General features: G+C 38.2%; 18 protein-coding genes. 2 read left to right on the top strand and 16 right to left on the bottom strand.

Going from position 1 to position 17,150, the window contains the following annotated elements; translation table 11 throughout:
• Positions 1-16 precede the first annotated feature (16 nt).
• Positions 17-1,567 carry an NAD(P)H-hydrate dehydratase gene (locus SJY23_RS13645; RefSeq protein ID WP_396596764.1) on the top strand — a complete coding sequence of 517 codons (1,551 nt, stop codon included), beginning with the start codon at positions 17-19 and terminating at the stop codon, positions 1,565-1,567.
• A 78-nt stretch (positions 1,568-1,645) separates the two neighbouring features.
• Here the strand turns inward: SJY23_RS13645 and SJY23_RS13640 are convergent, their stop codons facing one another.
• The 9 genes from SJY23_RS13640 to SJY23_RS13600 form a co-directional block, all read right to left on the bottom strand.
• A complete protein-coding gene (locus SJY23_RS13640) occupies positions 1,646-2,206 on the bottom strand; it encodes a type 1 periplasmic binding fold superfamily protein (protein ID WP_396596763.1) in 561 nt (186 codons plus the stop codon).
• Positions 2,207-2,243: 37 nt separating this feature from the next.
• Positions 2,244-4,640, bottom strand: a complete 2,397-nt coding sequence (locus SJY23_RS13635; protein WP_396596762.1) for a TonB-dependent receptor — start codon at positions 4,638-4,640, stop codon at positions 2,244-2,246.
• A gap of 38 nt (positions 4,641-4,678) precedes the next feature.
• Positions 4,679-5,011: a hypothetical protein gene (locus SJY23_RS13630; RefSeq protein ID WP_396596761.1), complete on the bottom strand. Its 333-nt coding sequence runs from the start codon at positions 5,009-5,011 to the stop codon at positions 4,679-4,681.
• 3 nt (positions 5,012-5,014) lie between these two features.
• Positions 5,015-5,524 (bottom strand): DUF6787 family protein, encoded by a 510-nt coding sequence (locus SJY23_RS13625; RefSeq protein WP_035336655.1) that lies wholly within the window; start codon positions 5,522-5,524, stop codon positions 5,015-5,017.
• Positions 5,525-5,542: 18 nt separating this feature from the next.
• On the bottom strand, positions 5,543-5,950 hold the full coding sequence (locus SJY23_RS13620; protein ID WP_035336656.1) for a DUF6146 family protein: 408 nt from the start codon (positions 5,948-5,950) through the stop codon (positions 5,543-5,545).
• Between the two features lie 197 nt (positions 5,951-6,147).
• Complete coding sequence (locus tag SJY23_RS13615; protein WP_035336657.1) at positions 6,148-6,783, bottom strand: DUF937 domain-containing protein; 636 nt, start codon at positions 6,781-6,783, stop codon at positions 6,148-6,150.
• A gap of 159 nt (positions 6,784-6,942) precedes the next feature.
• Positions 6,943-7,893 (bottom strand): D-2-hydroxyacid dehydrogenase, encoded by a 951-nt coding sequence (locus tag SJY23_RS13610; protein ID WP_035336659.1) that lies wholly within the window; start codon positions 7,891-7,893, stop codon positions 6,943-6,945.
• Between the two features lie 29 nt (positions 7,894-7,922).
• Positions 7,923-8,987: a 3-phosphoserine/phosphohydroxythreonine transaminase gene (serC, locus tag SJY23_RS13605; protein ID WP_396596760.1), complete on the bottom strand. Its 1,065-nt coding sequence runs from the start codon at positions 8,985-8,987 to the stop codon at positions 7,923-7,925.
• 83 nt (positions 8,988-9,070) lie between these two features.
• A complete protein-coding gene (locus SJY23_RS13600; RefSeq protein WP_396596759.1) occupies positions 9,071-10,150 on the bottom strand; it encodes an acyl-CoA reductase in 1,080 nt (359 codons plus the stop codon).
• A 61-nt stretch (positions 10,151-10,211) separates the two neighbouring features.
• On the opposite strand from SJY23_RS13600, the gene SJY23_RS13595 reads away from it, so the two are divergent.
• Entirely contained in the window at positions 10,212-10,565 is a 354-nt protein-coding gene (locus SJY23_RS13595; protein WP_035336662.1) for a 4Fe-4S dicluster domain-containing protein, read from the top strand.
• A 120-nt stretch (positions 10,566-10,685) separates the two neighbouring features.
• Here SJY23_RS13595 and SJY23_RS13590 read toward each other — a convergent pair whose 3' ends face one another.
• From SJY23_RS13590 to SJY23_RS13560, 7 genes are all read right to left on the bottom strand, one after another.
• The gene (locus SJY23_RS13590) at positions 10,686-11,009 is read right to left on the bottom strand and encodes a hypothetical protein (RefSeq protein ID WP_035336664.1); all 324 of its coding nucleotides are present in this window, start codon (positions 11,007-11,009) and stop codon (positions 10,686-10,688) included.
• Between the two features lie 17 nt (positions 11,010-11,026).
• The gene (gene arsC, locus SJY23_RS13585) at positions 11,027-11,374 is read right to left on the bottom strand and encodes an arsenate reductase (glutaredoxin) (RefSeq protein ID WP_396596758.1); all 348 of its coding nucleotides are present in this window, start codon (positions 11,372-11,374) and stop codon (positions 11,027-11,029) included.
• A 7-nt stretch (positions 11,375-11,381) separates the two neighbouring features.
• On the bottom strand, positions 11,382-12,014 hold the full coding sequence (locus SJY23_RS13580) for an HAD family hydrolase (RefSeq protein ID WP_396596757.1): 633 nt from the start codon (positions 12,012-12,014) through the stop codon (positions 11,382-11,384).
• A 4-nt stretch (positions 12,015-12,018) separates the two neighbouring features.
• Positions 12,019-12,774: a DJ-1/PfpI family protein gene (locus SJY23_RS13575; RefSeq protein ID WP_396596756.1), complete on the bottom strand. Its 756-nt coding sequence runs from the start codon at positions 12,772-12,774 to the stop codon at positions 12,019-12,021.
• A 34-nt stretch (positions 12,775-12,808) separates the two neighbouring features.
• A complete protein-coding gene (locus SJY23_RS13570; protein ID WP_396596755.1) occupies positions 12,809-14,017 on the bottom strand; it encodes an MDR family MFS transporter in 1,209 nt (402 codons plus the stop codon).
• A gap of 240 nt (positions 14,018-14,257) precedes the next feature.
• Positions 14,258-14,518, bottom strand: coding sequence for a hypothetical protein (locus SJY23_RS13565; RefSeq protein ID WP_021778858.1), 261 nt, complete (start codon positions 14,516-14,518; stop codon positions 14,258-14,260).
• 30 nt (positions 14,519-14,548) lie between these two features.
• Complete coding sequence (locus tag SJY23_RS13560) at positions 14,549-17,068, bottom strand: M14 family metallopeptidase (protein WP_396596754.1); 2,520 nt, start codon at positions 17,066-17,068, stop codon at positions 14,549-14,551.
• Between the last annotated feature and the right edge of the window lie 82 nt (positions 17,069-17,150).

Here is a 17,150-nt window from a genome sequence, read left to right as displayed (position 1 = left end):
ACCTAATTATAGCTAAATGAAAATATACAGCGCCAAACAAATTTACGAAGCAGATAAAGCAACCATTGAAAAGGAAGGGATTCCATCTTATAATCTCATGGAACGCGCCGGTGGTTACGTTTATGAGTGGATGAACCAGCGTTTACAAGGGCAGCCTGTGCCTATAAAAGTATTTTGTGGTATCGGTAATAACGGCGGTGATGCCTTAGTGATAGCAAGGTTACTTCTTAAAAATGGCTATAATGTAGACACGTATATTGTACACTGTAATGACAAGCGTTCTCCAGACTTTTTAAAAGCCTATGATGCTCTAAAGAGCGAAGTAAAAAAATGGCCAGAAATTATTAAGGGAGTAGAAAACTTCCCAGAGATAAGTCCGCAAGATATTGTGGTAGATGGAATCTTTGGGATAGGGCTTAACAGATGTCCAGATGATTGGGTAAAAGCACTTTTTGTAAAAATAAATGAGTCTAGGGCTTACACACTTTCTATCGATATCCCGTCTGGGATGTACACAGATAGAGGCGCAGATAAAGATGATGTAATTGTACATGCTACGTTTGTGCTCAGTTTTATGTCACCAAAACTTGCTTTCTTTTTACCAGAAACAGGCAAGTATATAAATATGTGGGATACTATTGATATAGGTCTAGATCCAGAATTTCTCGCAAAAACTCCTACTGATGTTACGCTAATTTCAAAACCGGAAATTCAGCAGATGTACAAAGGGAGGTCGCAGTATTCTCACAAGGGAATGTACGGCCATAGCTTAATTATAGGAGGAAGTTTTGGAAAAATGGGTGCTGTGCAACTTGCTAGTAAAGCTGCTCTTAGAGCGGGTAGTGGTCTTGTGACGGCTTATGTACCGCAAATAGGCGTTCCTATATTACAAACGGCGCTTCCAGAAGTAATGGTAGAGACCGATAATTATAATGGAAAAGTGTTTGAAGAAATTGATTTTCAAACCGAAGCAAATGCGATTGCAATAGGTCCAGGAATGGGAACCGATGAGAAAACGGTAAGAGCAATGGAGTCGTTCTTAAAGAAGCAAAAACAACCACTAGTGATAGATGCAGATGCGATTAATATCATTTCAAAACGACCATCACTTATGGAGCAAGTACCTCCATTATCTATTTTTACGCCACATCCAGGTGAGCTTGAGCGTTTAATAGGCAAGTGGGATGACGACTTTGATAAGCTAGAGAAAACGGCAAAATTTGCCAAAAATCATAATGTTATTATCGTAATTAAAGGTGCTCATACGATTACCGTTTATGATATGAATTTATATATAAACACTACTGGTAACCCTGGATTGTCTACAGCAGGAACAGGAGATGTGCTTACAGGAGTTATCACTGGGCATATAGCACAAGGATATCATCCTATGGAAGCCGCTATGATGGGAGTATACTTTCACGGTCTTGCAGCAGATGTTGCTGTAAATCAATATGGAATAGAAGGACTTATAGCAGGTGATGTAACAGAGTTTTTAGGAAGAGCAGTAATGAGTCTTTTTGAAAAACCAGAGCAAGAAGGAGCGCAGGCAGCACAGCAACAGTAGGAAATAGATCATAAAATAATAAAAGGGATAGCGCTAGTGCGCTATCCCTTTTATTATTAAAAGTATACTTACTTTACATTACTCAACAGTAACAGGAAAAGTAACTTGAATATCAGTTTCACCACCAGCATCACTTAACGTTCCATCGTTAGGCTTAGTAGGCTCGTGACGTAGGGTAACTGTAAGTGTACCTGTACCAGCAGTTGCTCCGGTAGTAATTGTCACTACAGTACCAAGTGGGTTATTATCACTATCAAAGTTACCGTATGCAATCGCTGCATCTACTCCTGCACTTGGAGTATAAAATACTTGGTGCTCATCTGCCTCTTCTTCTACCTCTTCGGTAATATCTTCTGCTGGGCTTTCTGTTTCGTTAAGAAACTCTACAGTACCGTTATAAACAGTGCTTACATCTAAGTTGCCAGAGACTGTAATTGTAGGTGCGTTAGGACCATCTCCATCAAGATCTTGTGATGTAAGAACGATCGTTTCTGCGCCAGACTGTAGTGTAAGATTTAAGGTTGTTATTACCTCTTCTTCATTGATTATTTCTGGAATGTCTGCATCGTCATCACTAGAACAAGCTGCAAGGCTAATGGCAGTAAGGGCGATAAGTGTGTAATTTCTAAAGTTTTTCATTGTTTGTGTGTTGTTACGCTTTCGCGAAAGCGTGATTTTAATAATTAATTTTAAGTTGTAATAAAAAATTTCTACCTAGATCGTCTGCAAAATAGCGCTGGCGATTTAAGTACTCCCTGTAAGAGGTGTCAAATAGATTGTTTACCATAAGACCTACGTTAAGATTGCTCTTATCATTTATTGCAAAATCAATAGAGCTTCTAAAGTTGAGAAGATGATACGCATCGGGAGGTGTGCTTATATCTACTAACTCTGTTGTGTTAGTCTCAGGTAGAAAAACGTCAAAGTTTGTGTCTGGAAACTCATTTTGACGAAATACATAGTTACTCTCAAGTGACAGCTTCAAGTTATTTACAGACGGCATCGTATACGTAACACTGTTACGCGTACTCGCCGAAGGCACATTAATTAAAGCTCTGTCAAAGGTTACATCCTTTCCTTTTACTAGTGAAAACTGATTAGAAAATTCAAAACGATCTGTTACTTGAACGTTGTTATCTATGTCAAAACCTAACAGTCTAGCTTGTGTCTGTCTATACTCCCATACAGGAAAACTACCTCTTAACGTTTGCTGTACACCTGTAGGCTCTATAAGGATAAAATCCTCTATAAAGTTTGCAAACGGAGCAATAGTAAAACTCCAAGTGTCTGTAGATCTTGTGAAATTTAATGAAATTTTATTTGCGACTTCTTGATTAAAACTTAGGTCACCTAGCTCTAGACGGGCAGCACTCTGGTGTAATCCATCAGAAAATAATTCTGATACATTAGGCGAGCGTGATGCTAGTGCATAGTTTAAGGAAACCGTAGTCGCATCATTTACCTCATAAGAGGCTCCTGCTGTTGCTGAGAAATTATGATACTCAAATTCTGGTTTTACAAATATTTGATTTTCAAATTCTTCAACAACAAACTGAGCAAAGTTTACATCATATTCCCTGGCTTCCCAGAGGCTAGTGATGTAAAACTTCTCTGCATTGATGCGGTTGTAATCATATCTTGCTCCTGCTTCTATAGTCCACATTCCAAAGTCTTTAGAACCTAACACATAAATACCAAAATCATAACCTTGGTAATCTGGTATTAGTCTCCTCACTCCGGTAACGGGGTCAGGAAAGTGATCTTGGTACCTTCCAGAAATACCCACCTTTGCGGTAATGGTATTATCTGCCGTGTAGTCAAAATCTATTTTCCCTCCTATAGTTTCAAGTTGTAAATCAATAGATGGTCTTAAGTCATCGCTATCGCGACGTATGTCAAACTCTAGTCTGTTATTGCGCTGGTAATCTACCTGAGCACTTAACTTCCCAAAGTTATCAAAGCGATAAAATGACTTTAGTTTTGCAATCTGATGTTTTACTTCCTGTCTAGGGGCATTAATATCATACGTAAATGGCTCCACTACAAAGGGCTCTTGGCTGTTTATAGCAACCGAGAGATCTGCAGCATTACCTACGTGCGATGAGCGTAAAATACCAGATTCTTTGTCAAAAATCGAGTAGCTAGCCTCTACACCGTAACGATATTTATTAACTCCTATACGTACAGAAAGGTCTCTCTCATACAGAGCTGTGTTACTTAGTACATAATCTGGCGCTTCAAAATCCCCAAATCGTTTCAAAGTTCCATTTATGCCTCCATACCAGCCGTTATTATATGATTTTATTAAAGAAGTAGTCAGAGAACCTCCACGACCATTGGTCGCTCCGGTTATAATTGTTCTTCCAAAAAGGGTATCCTTTACAGGTACCTGCTCTGGCTCTATGATAATGGTGCCTCCTATAGCATCACCACCATATTGCAATCCTGCTGCTCCTTTAATAACTGTGACTTCACCAGCCGCATTTACATCTATATTAGGAGCATGTTCTACACCCCATTCTTGATCTTGCAAGCGCGTGCCTTCTGTAATAAGTACTACCCTGCTGGAGTGTAGTCCCTGTATCACAGGCTTTACAACAGAGTTACCCGTGTTTAATGAGGTAACACCACTTAGATTTTTAAGCGCATCACCTAGTGATGCTGCGCTGTTATTTTCTAAGATGTTGTGGTCTACCACACTCTCTGTCGCTGTACGGCTTTTACTTTTATGAGCGTGTGCAACAACCTCTACATCGCCTAGAGACTCTAGGTGATGCTCCATATTAATAGTGCGAGTTGTATTACCGCTTAAAGTTACTTTTACAAGTTGTGTCTCACACGCAGGATGAGATACCTGTAGTGTATACTGGTCCTCACAAAGATCTGTAATCACATATTTTCCTTGGGCATCTGTTCTCACAGATCGCTCAGAACCTACTATAATAATGGTTGCTCCTTCAAGCACTTCATTATCGTGTAAATCTATAATGTATCCAGATAAAGTGTACGAGCACTCTTGTGCTGTAACTGTAATGCTCAGCAAGGCAATGCTAAGCCATAAATAAAATTTCATAAAATTTGTTTTGCTAATTATTGAATGTTATTCAATGCTTAACAAGACGGTGGTCCACGGTCTGAGGAACTTAGGACAATGTTTTTGTAAAATGCTTTAGGTAAAACATCTACTTCTTTTAAGTTGGGTAATGTGATTGTTTTGTACGCTTTCGCGAAAGCGTAAACTCCTACTTTAACAATATGAAGATCTCCTAGATCACAATCTAGAGTCTTCTCGTGTACGTGAGTTTTATTACCAAATGAACAGGTGTCGTAATGTGTGTGATTTTCTGTACTATGAATGAAAGAAACAATTGCAGGCAGCATAAATGCAAACATTACAAGTAATGCAGCTGCGCGATAAAAAGTATGTAATTTATGTTCTTTCAAAATCTACTTTGAGAATATAAAGCCTAATCCCATTCTCGAAACCATTTTTGTAGCAAACGCCTTAAAGAATGTATACTGACCAAATAACCAACCAAATATCACTAAAAGCACTTGATAAATAGGAAAAATTAACAAGATTCTAACAGGCCAATAGATCCAGCCGCTTGTGACATCTTTTCCTAAGCCTATCAAATCCATTAACGGATTTGATAACCTACCTGCTGTTGAGCCAGTTACGGCAAAAGCAAGAAATATTGCAATAAGTTCCCAGCGATATGTTACTCCCCATCTAGAATAGAGTTTTTTAAATAGCCAAAGCGTTATCCAAACAATAAGGAAAGCAATGGGCAGACTGAGTAAAATAGTTGCTACGGGTACAGAAGTGTCATATGCCGGCACATAAATAGCTCGAGCAATTAAATATGCCGAAAAAAGAGCAGCTATCAAACCGAGAATAATATGTATAAATTGCCAGTTTTGAGTGATTTCCCAGCGTTTTTTAAAGTCTTTCATAACGCTGCAAAAATACGATTATCGTAGTTTCTGATTGTTGCGTTCTTGAAAAAATTCGAACCAATTATATAATAGATAATTAACTTCATACCCATAATCGGTATTTGAATTATAATCTATGCGCTGGATATATAGATTAGGGTCGTACTGTGTTAGGTTATTTACTCTATTATTATATTCAGTAACATAAAATCTATTTTTGTTTTCTAAGAAAAACTGACCATAAAACCCTCTAGGACGTTGTGTAACGAGCCATGTATTAAAACCAGGTTCAATGATAATAATTTCATATTCGAGACTGTCATTTGCAATTCGTATTGTATCTGATGCATTATCTGCAGTATTGCCTATATCTTTTGTTCCACTTGTGGTTGCACAACCTATTATGGTTGCGGTGAGAATTGCTAAGTAAATTATCTTTTTCATATTCTTAAAGTTAAGGGTTTTACCTTGGATAGATATCTATTTTATCGAAGTGTTAACTATAATCGGTATGCATTATAAACTTACAGAGAAGAAATTTTTATTTAAACCTATAATGAGCAAGTGATACCTCTCACTGAGTAAACAAAAAAAGAGTGCCTAAAAGGCACTCTTTTTATAGGAATATATGGTTCAATAAATTATTTTCCAAAGAGTCCTCCTAGAAGTCCACCTATACCACCTTTTGCTTTATTGCTTCCTAGTACCATTCCAGCTACGTCATCTAAGATGCTTCCGTCGCCGTCAGAATCAAGTAATGTTGTAATAAGACTTTGGTTTTCTTGAGGTTGTCCTCCTAGCATGCTTCCTAAGAGCGCATTCATACCGCTTCCGTCACTTACGTTATTTTGCTGTGTTTGTTTTCCTAACACACCCATAAGTACTGGCGCAGCAACTTTAAGTATTTGTGCGATAGATCCAGCATCCATACCTGTTTTGCTACTTAATGCATTTTCTACTTGTGGCTGGTTACCACCTAGTAAGTGTCCTAAAATTCCAGCACCATCATTTACTACTTCGTCACTAGGTCCTCCGTTACCCATAAGATCTCCTAGTTGATCAAGAATACCACCACTATGTTTTCCACTTAAAGCTCCCATTAATCCAGCAGCACCTTCTGGAGTTTGTACATTTTTTTTCATTGCACCCATAAGTACTGGCAAAGCCATACTTAATACGTTTGCAGTATCTCCTTCAGATTGTCCAGCTTTTGCGCTAGCTCCTTGGATGAGCGTTTTTCCTATTGGTCCATTAAGTAGATCTAGTAATCCTGACATATTATTTTTAGTTTAAATTGTGAGATTTCAATTTACGAATTAATATAACTGGTTTTACAAACAAGTATAAAAAAAACACCCAAGAGGGTGTTTTGATTAATATTGTCGATAAAAAGCAAATTATGATAAGTTAGAAGTCAAATGTTTGATCTCGCTGCATTATTTTAAAATGCTCATAATCTGGTCTGCTAGCTCTGTACCTATGCGATCTTGAGCACCACCAGTTGCCGCACCTATGTGTGGCGTAAGGCTTACCTTAGGATTCATAAGTACTTGTACCGCTGGAGTAGGTTCGTTCTCAAAAACGTCTAGACCTGCAAATGATAATTTACCACTGTCTAAAGCTGCTATAAGAGCTACTTCATCAATAACGCCACCACGAGCTGCATTTACAATTGCTGCACCATCTTTCATAAGTTCAAACTCTGGCTTACCTATTACATAGTCTTTTTGTGCAGGAACGTGAAGAGTCACAAAATCTGCAGATTTTAGCACATCTTCCTTTGAAGAAGATTTTATTGTAAATGAAACCGACTGTCCATCAAAGAAAGGAACTTCAACAGTAGCCTCTTCTGTAAATGGGTCGTGAAAGATTACTTTCATCCCTACACCTAAAGCAATTTTTGCAGTTTCTTGACCTATACGTCCAAAACCGATAACACCAAGTGTTTTACCACGTAGCTCGGTTCCTTTCGCGTAAGCTTTCTTTAAACCTTTAAATTTTGTATCACCATCTAGAGGCATATTTCTGTTTGAGTCAAACAGAAAACGTACACCATTGTAAAGGTGAGCAAAAACAAGCTCTGCAACAGATGCCGAAGATGCTGCCGGTGTATTAATCACGTGAAGTCCTTTATCACGTGCATATTGTACATCAATGTTATCCATACCTACACCACCACGGCCTATAACTTTTATAGATGGGCAAGCGTCTATTAATTCCTTGCGCACTGTAGTTGCACTACGCACAAGTATAACATCTATTTCATTTGTGTTAATATAGTTCTCAAGTTGATCTTGAGCTACGTTTGTAGTAATTACTTCAAAGCCTCCTGCGGTAAGCGCGTCAACTCCTGTTTGTGATATTCCGTCGTTTGCTAATACTTTCATAGTATATAGTGTTGTATGCGTTTTTTTAATTATGCTTTTCTTTCTAGCTCGCTCATTACGTCTACTAGTACACCTACACTGTCCATAGAGAGGGCGTTATACATAGATGCTCTGTAACCTCCTACACTTCTGTGTCCATTAAGACCGTTTATACCGGCTTCTTTCCACATGGCGTCAAAGGCATCTTTAAGATCTCCATCTGTTAGTGAGAATGTAGCGTTCATTGTAGATCTATCTTCTTTGGCAGCAAATCCTTTAAATAATGGGTTAAGCTCAATCTCACTATAAAGCAGTGTTGCTTTTTTATTATTGATTTCTTCAATCGCTTTTACACCACCTAGATTTTTAAGCCATCTCATTGTAAGCATAGATACATATACTGCATAGACTGCAGGTGTGTTAAACATACTTCCTTTACTTATATGCGTTTCATAATTGAGCATAGAAGGTATTTGACGTGTCACTTTCCCTAAGATGTCTTCACGTATTACTACTAGTGTAGTACCTGCTGGTCCCATATTTTTTTGAGCACCTGCGTAGATAAGATCAAATTGTCCAAAATCTATCTCTCTAGAGAAGATGTCACTACTCATATCACATATAAGAGGACAGTCTACTTCAGGAAAATCTTTTATCTGTGTCCCGAAAATGGTATTGTTACTGGTAAGGTGCAAATAATCTAGTCCTTCTGGAATTGAGTATCCTTTGGGGATGTAATTAAAGTTTGCCTCTTTACTTGATGCAACCTCTACAATCTCTCCAAAAAGCTTAGCTTCCTTTATTGCTTTATCACTCCAAGTTCCAGTATTTATATAACCAGCCTTAGATTGCAATAAGTTATATGCAGTCATTAAGAATTGTGTGCTCGCACCTCCTTGTAAAAAGAGCGCTTTATAACCTTTACCTTCTAGACCTAATAGCTCTAAAGCCAGTTGTCTAGCCTCATCCATTACATCTACAAAGTCTTTACTTCTGTGAGAAATCTCCAGTATGGATAAACCAGAATCGTTAAAGTCTAATATAGCTTGTGATGCTTCTTTAAAAACATCTTGAGGTAAAATACAAGGTCCTGCGCTAAAGTTGTGCTTCTTCATGGTGTGCGTTTTTATGCGTTTTGTGCATTACAAAGATGCCCAAATCGTTAGAAAAACCCACAGATAAATCGATAAAATATTGGCTATAATGTTGTCAAAAATGTAATAGTATCAACCCCATCAGCATAATCATAAAGCTCAGGTTTTTGAGTTTTTCCGATAGGAGTGAGCTCCTTCACTTTTCCTTCAAGTGCAATATTTCCTACTACACATTGTATACGATCTTTATCTTTTTCAAGCTTTTCAACTAGGCTTTCTATCGATTCGTATTTTTCATAAAATAGCGAAGCAATAGGTGAGCCGTAGTTTTCATCTTCTTTAAGCATTAAGAAACCATTCTCTAACAGCTCAAAAAGGCTCATCAAATACACGGCTTTATTGTAGTCATAATTATTTGCATACTTTGCACCGTTCATGATGTCATTCCAGTGATAGATAGCCTTAAAAAAGGCGTCAAAATTATAATCAATAGGAACATAGAGTTTGGCTACGTTGCGGCATCCTAAACCGTAATATCTAAAAATATCTTCGCCTAATGCGATAAGCTCGTCTTCTGTTTCATTACCGGTGAGTATGGCAACAGAATTTCTGTTTTTACGAATAATATTAGGCTTTTTACCAAAGTAATATTCAAAATATCTAGCGGTATTGTCGCTGCCAGTTGCGATAACGGCGTCGTGCGCTGGTAATTTATCTTCGGTGAAGCTTATGGTTTCTTTAAAAGCAGGCTCTGCATATTCTAGATATTTTGCAAGAAAGGGGAGAAGATGCCTATCATTAGAGGATTGTTTACCTACAAATTTATGTCCGGCAATTAATACGCACATAAAGTCATGGAAACCTACTAATGGAATATTCCCAGCCATAATTACGGCAACGGTTTGTTGTGGTTGCGCTTTCGCGAAAGCGTTATCATACCCACTAAGCCACTCGGTAAGTTTTTCTTGAGTAAGGGATTCTGCCCATCCTTCAAGTGCAAAAAGTATATTTTCTTTAGTAAACCAACCGTTGTTTTCACTAGCTAGTTTAAACTGATGCTGCATTCCGTCAAAGAAAAGGTCATTATGTAATACTCCCTCTTTCCTTGTAATTGAGTCACGTGTAAACTGACTTAAAAATTTTCCTAGCTCAATAAAAGCGTTAATTCGTAGTTGAAGCGTCATAGGTTTTGGCAAATCGGTGTCTAGGCGTTATTTTTGTGCAAAGTTACCCAAAAAGAAAACTATGGCAATTATCATAACAGACGAATGTATAAACTGTGGAGCTTGCGAGCCTGAGTGTCCTAACACTGCCATTTATGAAGGTGCAGACGACTGGCGCTATGCAGATGGAACAGATCTAGATGGAACTGTTGTACTTCCTAACGGAAAAGAGGTAGATGCAAACGAGGCGCAAGAGCCTGTGAGTGATGAGATTTACTACATCATTCCAGATAAATGTACTGAGTGTAAAGGTTTTCATGATGAACCTCAATGTGCGGCAGTATGTCCGGTAGATTGCTGTGTTCCAGATGATGACCATGTAGAAACAGACGAAGTATTACTAGCTAAACAATCTTTTATGCATAAAGATGCGTAACAAGATTTATAAGTATAGAAAAAAAAAGTCACTCATAACGAGTGACTTTTTTTATATAATACTTTGACCTTAAATCAGTTTTACTAAAACTATGTTGTTTTAAGATAAATGATGGAGCTATTAAAGCTTTAAATATGCCGCATATTGTTCTTTAGTCAGAAACGTTTGCATGTTACCGTCTTTACGTTTGGCAAGTTTTGCAAGCTCTTCTTTCTTATCTGCAGCACTAAGACCTCCGGCTCTAAGTCTATCTTCTGTAGATTTAAAAGCTTTTATAGTCTTAGAAATATTTGCTACTTGCTCTGGACTAAGATTGAGTTTCTGTGTAAGCATATCAATCTCACTCACTTTTTCTGTATTTACAGTATTTACGCTAGGGCTTTGCGCTTGAACATTTGACATTCCAACAAAGGCAAAAAGGACTACTGCGATAATTACTTTCATATTATTTATTTTAAAAATTATAAGCTCAAGAGCTTTTCTATATTTTCTAGAGGTCGTCCAATAACGGCCTTTTTTTTGAGAACTACAATGGGACGTTCTATTAATTTAGGATGTTGAGACATTGCAGCTATAATTTCTAGATCACTAAGTTCTTTTCCTCTATAATTTTCTTTCCAGATAGCTTCGCCTTTTCTTACCAGTTGCATAGGTGTAATATCAAGCATTTTGATAATGGCAGTAAGCTCTTTATCTGATAGAGGATTGTCTAGGTATTTTATAACCTCAAATTCTTTTCCAGATTCTTCTAGCAATGCTAGACCTTGTCTACTTTTTGTACAACGAGGATTGTGATATATTTTAATCATTATATAATTATTGTAAAGTTACGTGTACACCTAGTGTTCTAAGTTGTACAGCTAGTGTTTTTGCATTTTTAAAGTGAATTCCGGCTATGCCAGAGCGTTTACAGCCCTCAATATTGTTAAGACTGTCATCTATAAAAACAGCCTCTGCTGGATTAATATTATACCTGTCTAGCATAAGGTCGTAAATTTCTTTAAAAGGTTTGCGTGTACCTTCATCACCAGAGACCAGAATTCCTTCAAACCACTGCAGCCAATGAAACTTTTCGAGCGCAACAGGAAAGGTTTCTCCGCTCCAGTTTGTTAATGCTAGCACTCTATAGTCCGGATTATCTACTAGTTCTTTTAATATTTTGAGCGTGTCTAGGTGTGTAAAACCGAGCATCTCCTCCCAGCGACCGTAATACATTTTTATGAGATCTTCATACTCCGGAAACATTGCGATGCGCTCTTGGGTTGCTTTTTCTAATGAATAGCCCGCATCTTGATTTACATTCCAGTCCCAAGCACAAATGTGTTCTAAAAACCAGTCCATTTTCTCTCTATCGCCTCTAAATTCTTTGAGATATACATACTCGGGGCTCCAGTCTATGAGAACGCCTCCTAAGTCAAATATGACGGTTGTGATTTTTGAATTTTCCATATTATTACTTTGTTATGAGGTGCGGTACATCATCTAGTTTCCAGTCTATCACTAATCCTCCGGCTAGTGATCTTGCAATTTCTGCCCCGTAAAGAAGTTCGGTGAGATAGAGAGCGGCTTCAAAACTTTTAGCACCTCCAACAGAGGTGATATACTTCCCATCGTGCACAAATAATACATTTTTTCTAATATCAAGATTAGAAAACGTCTCACGCATCTTATCGATGTCACTCGGGAAGGTCGTTGAGACACTGTTGTCTAGTAAACCTGCCTTTGCTAGTACAAAAGCACCATCGCAATGTGAGGTTACATACATAGCTTCTTTATCTACTTGTTTTACAAAGTTAATGAGTGCTTCATCCTCCAGATCTGTATCCAGGTGATGCTCTGCACTTGGTACAACTAGTATATCTATTTTAGGTAGGTCTTCGCTAGTATAGTCAAAGTCTGGTAGGAGATACATCCCCTCAAAGGTACGCACGGGTTGTAGGGTATTTGCTACTGTAAAAACATTCATCGCTTTTATATTCTCTCTGTAAATAGTATGCTGAAAAATGTCAAAAGGTGCCGTAAGCTCCGTGTTAAAAGTGCCATCCATAATTAAGAAGGCTACATTGTAGCGCGTTGAGTCTAGTACTGGTTTTGCTTTCGCGAAAGCGTTATCAACCTCATTAGTAACAGCGGGCTGTTCTATAGTTTTAGGTTCTGTATTGCAACCTATTAATATAAGCGTTGTAAGTAGTAGTATATAATATTTCATTAGGTTCTTTTTTTAATGATAAAGATACGAGTTCTCATAGGGTTTCTTTGGCAAGCATTCTCTTTACAATGTAGAGTAGGAGCCAGGCAATAAGTGTGAGCCCTATCAAAAATATCCAAGTGGTCTGAAAGCCATAATATGCAGTAATTTGCATCCCGCTGTTGTGACCAAAAATATGGGCTACAGAAAATGACATACTGTAAACACCCATATATGCTCCTTGTCTCCCTAGCTTAGATCTGTCTAACGCAAATTTGTTGCTAAAAGGGAAGGAAATCATCTCTCCAAAGGTTGCGATTACCATACCTATCACAACAACACCTACCCAAGTCTCCCACAGCAGTAATAGAAAACTTGCGCCCGTCATAAGCAAACCTACAATGGTACTTTGCACGTTAGTAAGCGCCTTTTTTTCCATCCAGGCTATGAGTGGCATTTCAAACACAACAATGAGTGCGCCATTAAGCGCTAGTATGAGACCTATGGCGTCTTCATCAAGTTTATAGGCATCCTTGTAATAAAGCGGTACAGTAGAAAAATATTGTACAAATATGATCCCAAAAAGCGCAAGTGCTATTAAGAATAATACATAAGGCGTATCCTTAAGAGGTTTTACTGGGTTCTGAACAACTACTTCTTTATCTAACTCTTTAGTCTTTTTAGGATTGAGTACTTGCATCATAAGTACACCCGCAAGCAAGCAGGTGATACCGTCTACATAAAACAATGTCTTATAGCCAGCGAGTGCTATAAGAAAACCACCTATAGCTGGCCCCACAGAAAAGCCTAGATTAATTGCAAGCCTAATGAGTGTTAATGACCGCGTTTTATTTTCTGGTTTTGAGTAGGCGCTTAGTGCTACAAAAAAAGCAGGGCGTCCCATATCTGCCACTGCAATAAGAACAAAGAATGAAATACACATCATCCAGAAACTCTCTACGTGCATTACCCATAAAAAGTTAATACCAGTGAGTAACAGGCTTAATAAGATGACTTTATAATACCCTATTACATCACTTAGTTTACCGCCTATCCAAGCACCAGCAAAAGAACCTAGACCGTACGAAGTCATTATCCAGGCGACGTCTTGTAGGCTAAAATGTAAACTCTTATTGAGGTAAATAGACAAGAACGGGATAACCATCGCCCCAGATCTATTAATGAGCGTGATGAGTGACAACCACCAGATCTCTCTTGATAGGCCATCAAAGGTTTTAAGGTAATTGCGTAGCAGTGTTTTCATACAGTTGGTTGGTTAGCTTGTTAAGACCTACGCTTGCCCATAAATATAAAGAGTCCAGCGTGGTGGCCGGACTCTTTAATATCGTTACTTCTTATAATCATATAGTGACAACATATCAAGTCTGGCGCAGCAGTGTGCACGAGGTATGTTTATATGTTGTGACTAAATTCATAATGTGGTGTAAAGTTATAAAAATAATTGAGTTGAGTACGCTTTCGCGAAAGCGTAATACGTTTCTATTTATAATGTCTCCTCTCTCTTTATTAATTCTGCTTTGATTGCTTTTTTAGACATAAACTGCATAGGCAATGTTGCCGAACAGCATAAGCCTACCGCTAGGGTTGCTATAAATGTGGCATTATCGTCCTTTGTGAGCATACCATAAATAGATATGCCTATAAGTAATGATAAGATGATGAGTAGGGCAACAATGAGCACCTTAATCATATTTAAGTTAGAGAGCAGTTGTGCCGTGGTTTTTGTTGAATAATCTATTTTCATTATCTGAAATTGAGTTTTTTTAAATAAATATTACATCTCGCTCCCGAAGAAAATAGCGTTCATAAGCAGTTTGTTTGTTCCATACCAGAACGCTCTAAAGTTTGTGTTATCTGTAAATAAGATAACCTCACCACGACCGGCACTCTGATGTACAAAAGGTCTTGTCTCTGGGATAGCCTTAAGATTAATCTTAGAGATGTAACCAGCTTGTAGCGGTGACTTAGTATACTGTATAGGGTTCTTGTAACTTGTAGAGTCTGCTTTTATAAATAGCGTAGTGTTTCTAAAAAGAGATACTTTATCACCCGTATATCCAAAGTTAATAGGGTGTGAGCGATCTTGCTTTGCTTCAAAAATTGCACCTCCTATTACTTGTGCTCCTGTAAAATCTCTACGTTGCTCAAAGCTCACGTTTTTTGCAGGGTTTTTAGTTTTTACAAAATCTATGTCTAGCATCTTATTTCTTTCAAACCAGTTTGCTACGTTTTTATAACCTATGAGAGTTCCTCCAGATCGCACCCATTGTTTTATCTTATCTGTGTTGCCTTTATTTATAGCATTACCCCATAAATTAGGTAAGATAATATCTGTGTATCTAGACAAGTCTGCGCGACCTAAATCTTTAGTATCAATTTTTGTGATACGCATATTGTAACGCGTGTCAAATAGGTGCCACATCTCTCCCGCATCATACGGGTTGATACCTTCACCTACTATCATTGCCACGCGAGCAGGCTCTAATGCTCTAAACTGGTTACTACCAAGATCTATACCTTTTGTGAGGCCAGTACTTACTGCCTTGATGGTGACATTTGCATCTTGTGCCACTTCGTTTATAAAACTAGCTAGTTCTTGCTTATTAAGCGATTGATTTTGCACAGGTATCATAATGGTACCATAGTCATAAGAGATACCTTCTACGCTAAATTTTTGCATACCCACCTTTGCTCTTATACCTTTATTAAGTATGGTGTTGAGCGCCTTAGGAGTGTAGTAATCGTGCCACTCCATAAGGTATGCATAGGTACTAGTACCTACAGCTGGGGTAGGTTTTCTTTTTAAATCTTGTATCTCGTTGCCAGCTTTGCTTAAAGATGCATTTTCTGTAAAATCTACACCAAAAGAGAGTGGGAAAGACCAAGCACTTATATCATAAAACAAACTATCTTGAAAGGTAGTACGCTTTTCAAACATCGCTTTGATGAGGCGGCTCTGTCTTTGGTTTTTTGGGACGATGTAGCTCATTCCTTTTTTAAAGTTTGCTCCATCTTGCGAGAAGTCTTGTGCAACCTCGTGTACTTTTATTTGATGTCTTTTAAGCACCTCTGCTAGGTGATATGCGCTACCTGCATCTTTCTCACTACCAAAAGCATATGCGCCACTTCCTTTTTCGCCTCGAGCGTTCTTAAAAAAGTCACGTTGGTAGTCTAGTAATTGCTTGCGCATACCTTGTGCAGCCTCAAGGGTAGATAATATTGCTGTAAACTGGTTACGTATCGTAAACGGAAACTCAAGTAAACCGTTTTCTGTTTCTTGCGCGTGGCCACGGCTACTTCCTTGCTCAAAGAGAATACCTATACCACCATTTATGTCTGGAAAGGTAGATCCTTTACCATAGTAAAAATCATCAAAACTCTCTTCTGTATAGTAAAAGCTACCTATTTTATCTAGTGCTGCTGCGTGGTAGTTTCCTATTTGCTTTGTGAGTTCTTGGTTAAGCGCAGGTGTGAGTGGGTGTGTACGAGATTGTATACCTGGCTGAAAGAAAAAGCTACTGTTAGATCCCATCTCGTGATGGTCTGTAAGAATGTTAGGATACCAGTTATGAAATGTCTTAATACGCGCTCTTGACTCTGGTAGTTGTACTGGAAGCCAGTCTCTATTCATATCGAACCAGTAGTGGTTAGTGCGACCACCTGGCCAGACCTCGTCATACTCGCGGTCTTGAGGGTCTGCATTTACGTTTATGCTCTTATTTGTATTTGCCCAGTAAGCAAAACGTTGTAAACCATCTGGATTAAATGATGGGTCAAAAAGTATAATGGTATTATCTAGTAGTGCATCTATTTTAGGTCCTTGAGCGGCAGCGAGATAGTATGCAGCTATAAGTCCTGCGTTTGCGCCAGAAGGTTCATTACCGTGTATAGACATCCCTTGGTATACTACAATAGGCATACTGCTTGTGCTCAAGCTAGCACTGCCATCTTCTACCAGTTTTACGTGTTCTTTACGTATGTTTTCAATATTGGAGTGATTACTAGGTGAGGTGACCGTTAGTAATAAAATAGGTCTTCCCTCAAAGGTAGTCCCTCGACTTTCTATAGTGATACGGTCACTTGCTGCTGCAAGCGTGCGCATATATTCTGATAACTTGTCGTGACTCACGTGCCACTCTCCAGGTGTGTAGCCTAAAACACTTTCTGGTGTAGGGATATTTGGATTGTAAGTGACATCTGTAGGTAAATAGTAATCCATATCTACCTTTCCGCTTTGTGCGAGTGTAGATATGCTACTTAATAGTAGGGTAGTAAGTACGAGTAATAAGCGCATTCTATAAGCTATTTTTTGAGTGTTAGACTCTAAAAATAAGCAAAAGAAGTAACGCCTGCACGTAACAATTGTTAACTAAAAG

The organism is Dokdonia sp. R86516, assembly GCF_044596715.1.
Lineage (GTDB): Bacteria > Bacteroidota > Bacteroidia > Flavobacteriales > Flavobacteriaceae > Dokdonia.
Note: the sequence above shows the minus strand (reverse complement) of the source record. Positions and strands in the feature narration are given on the sequence as shown.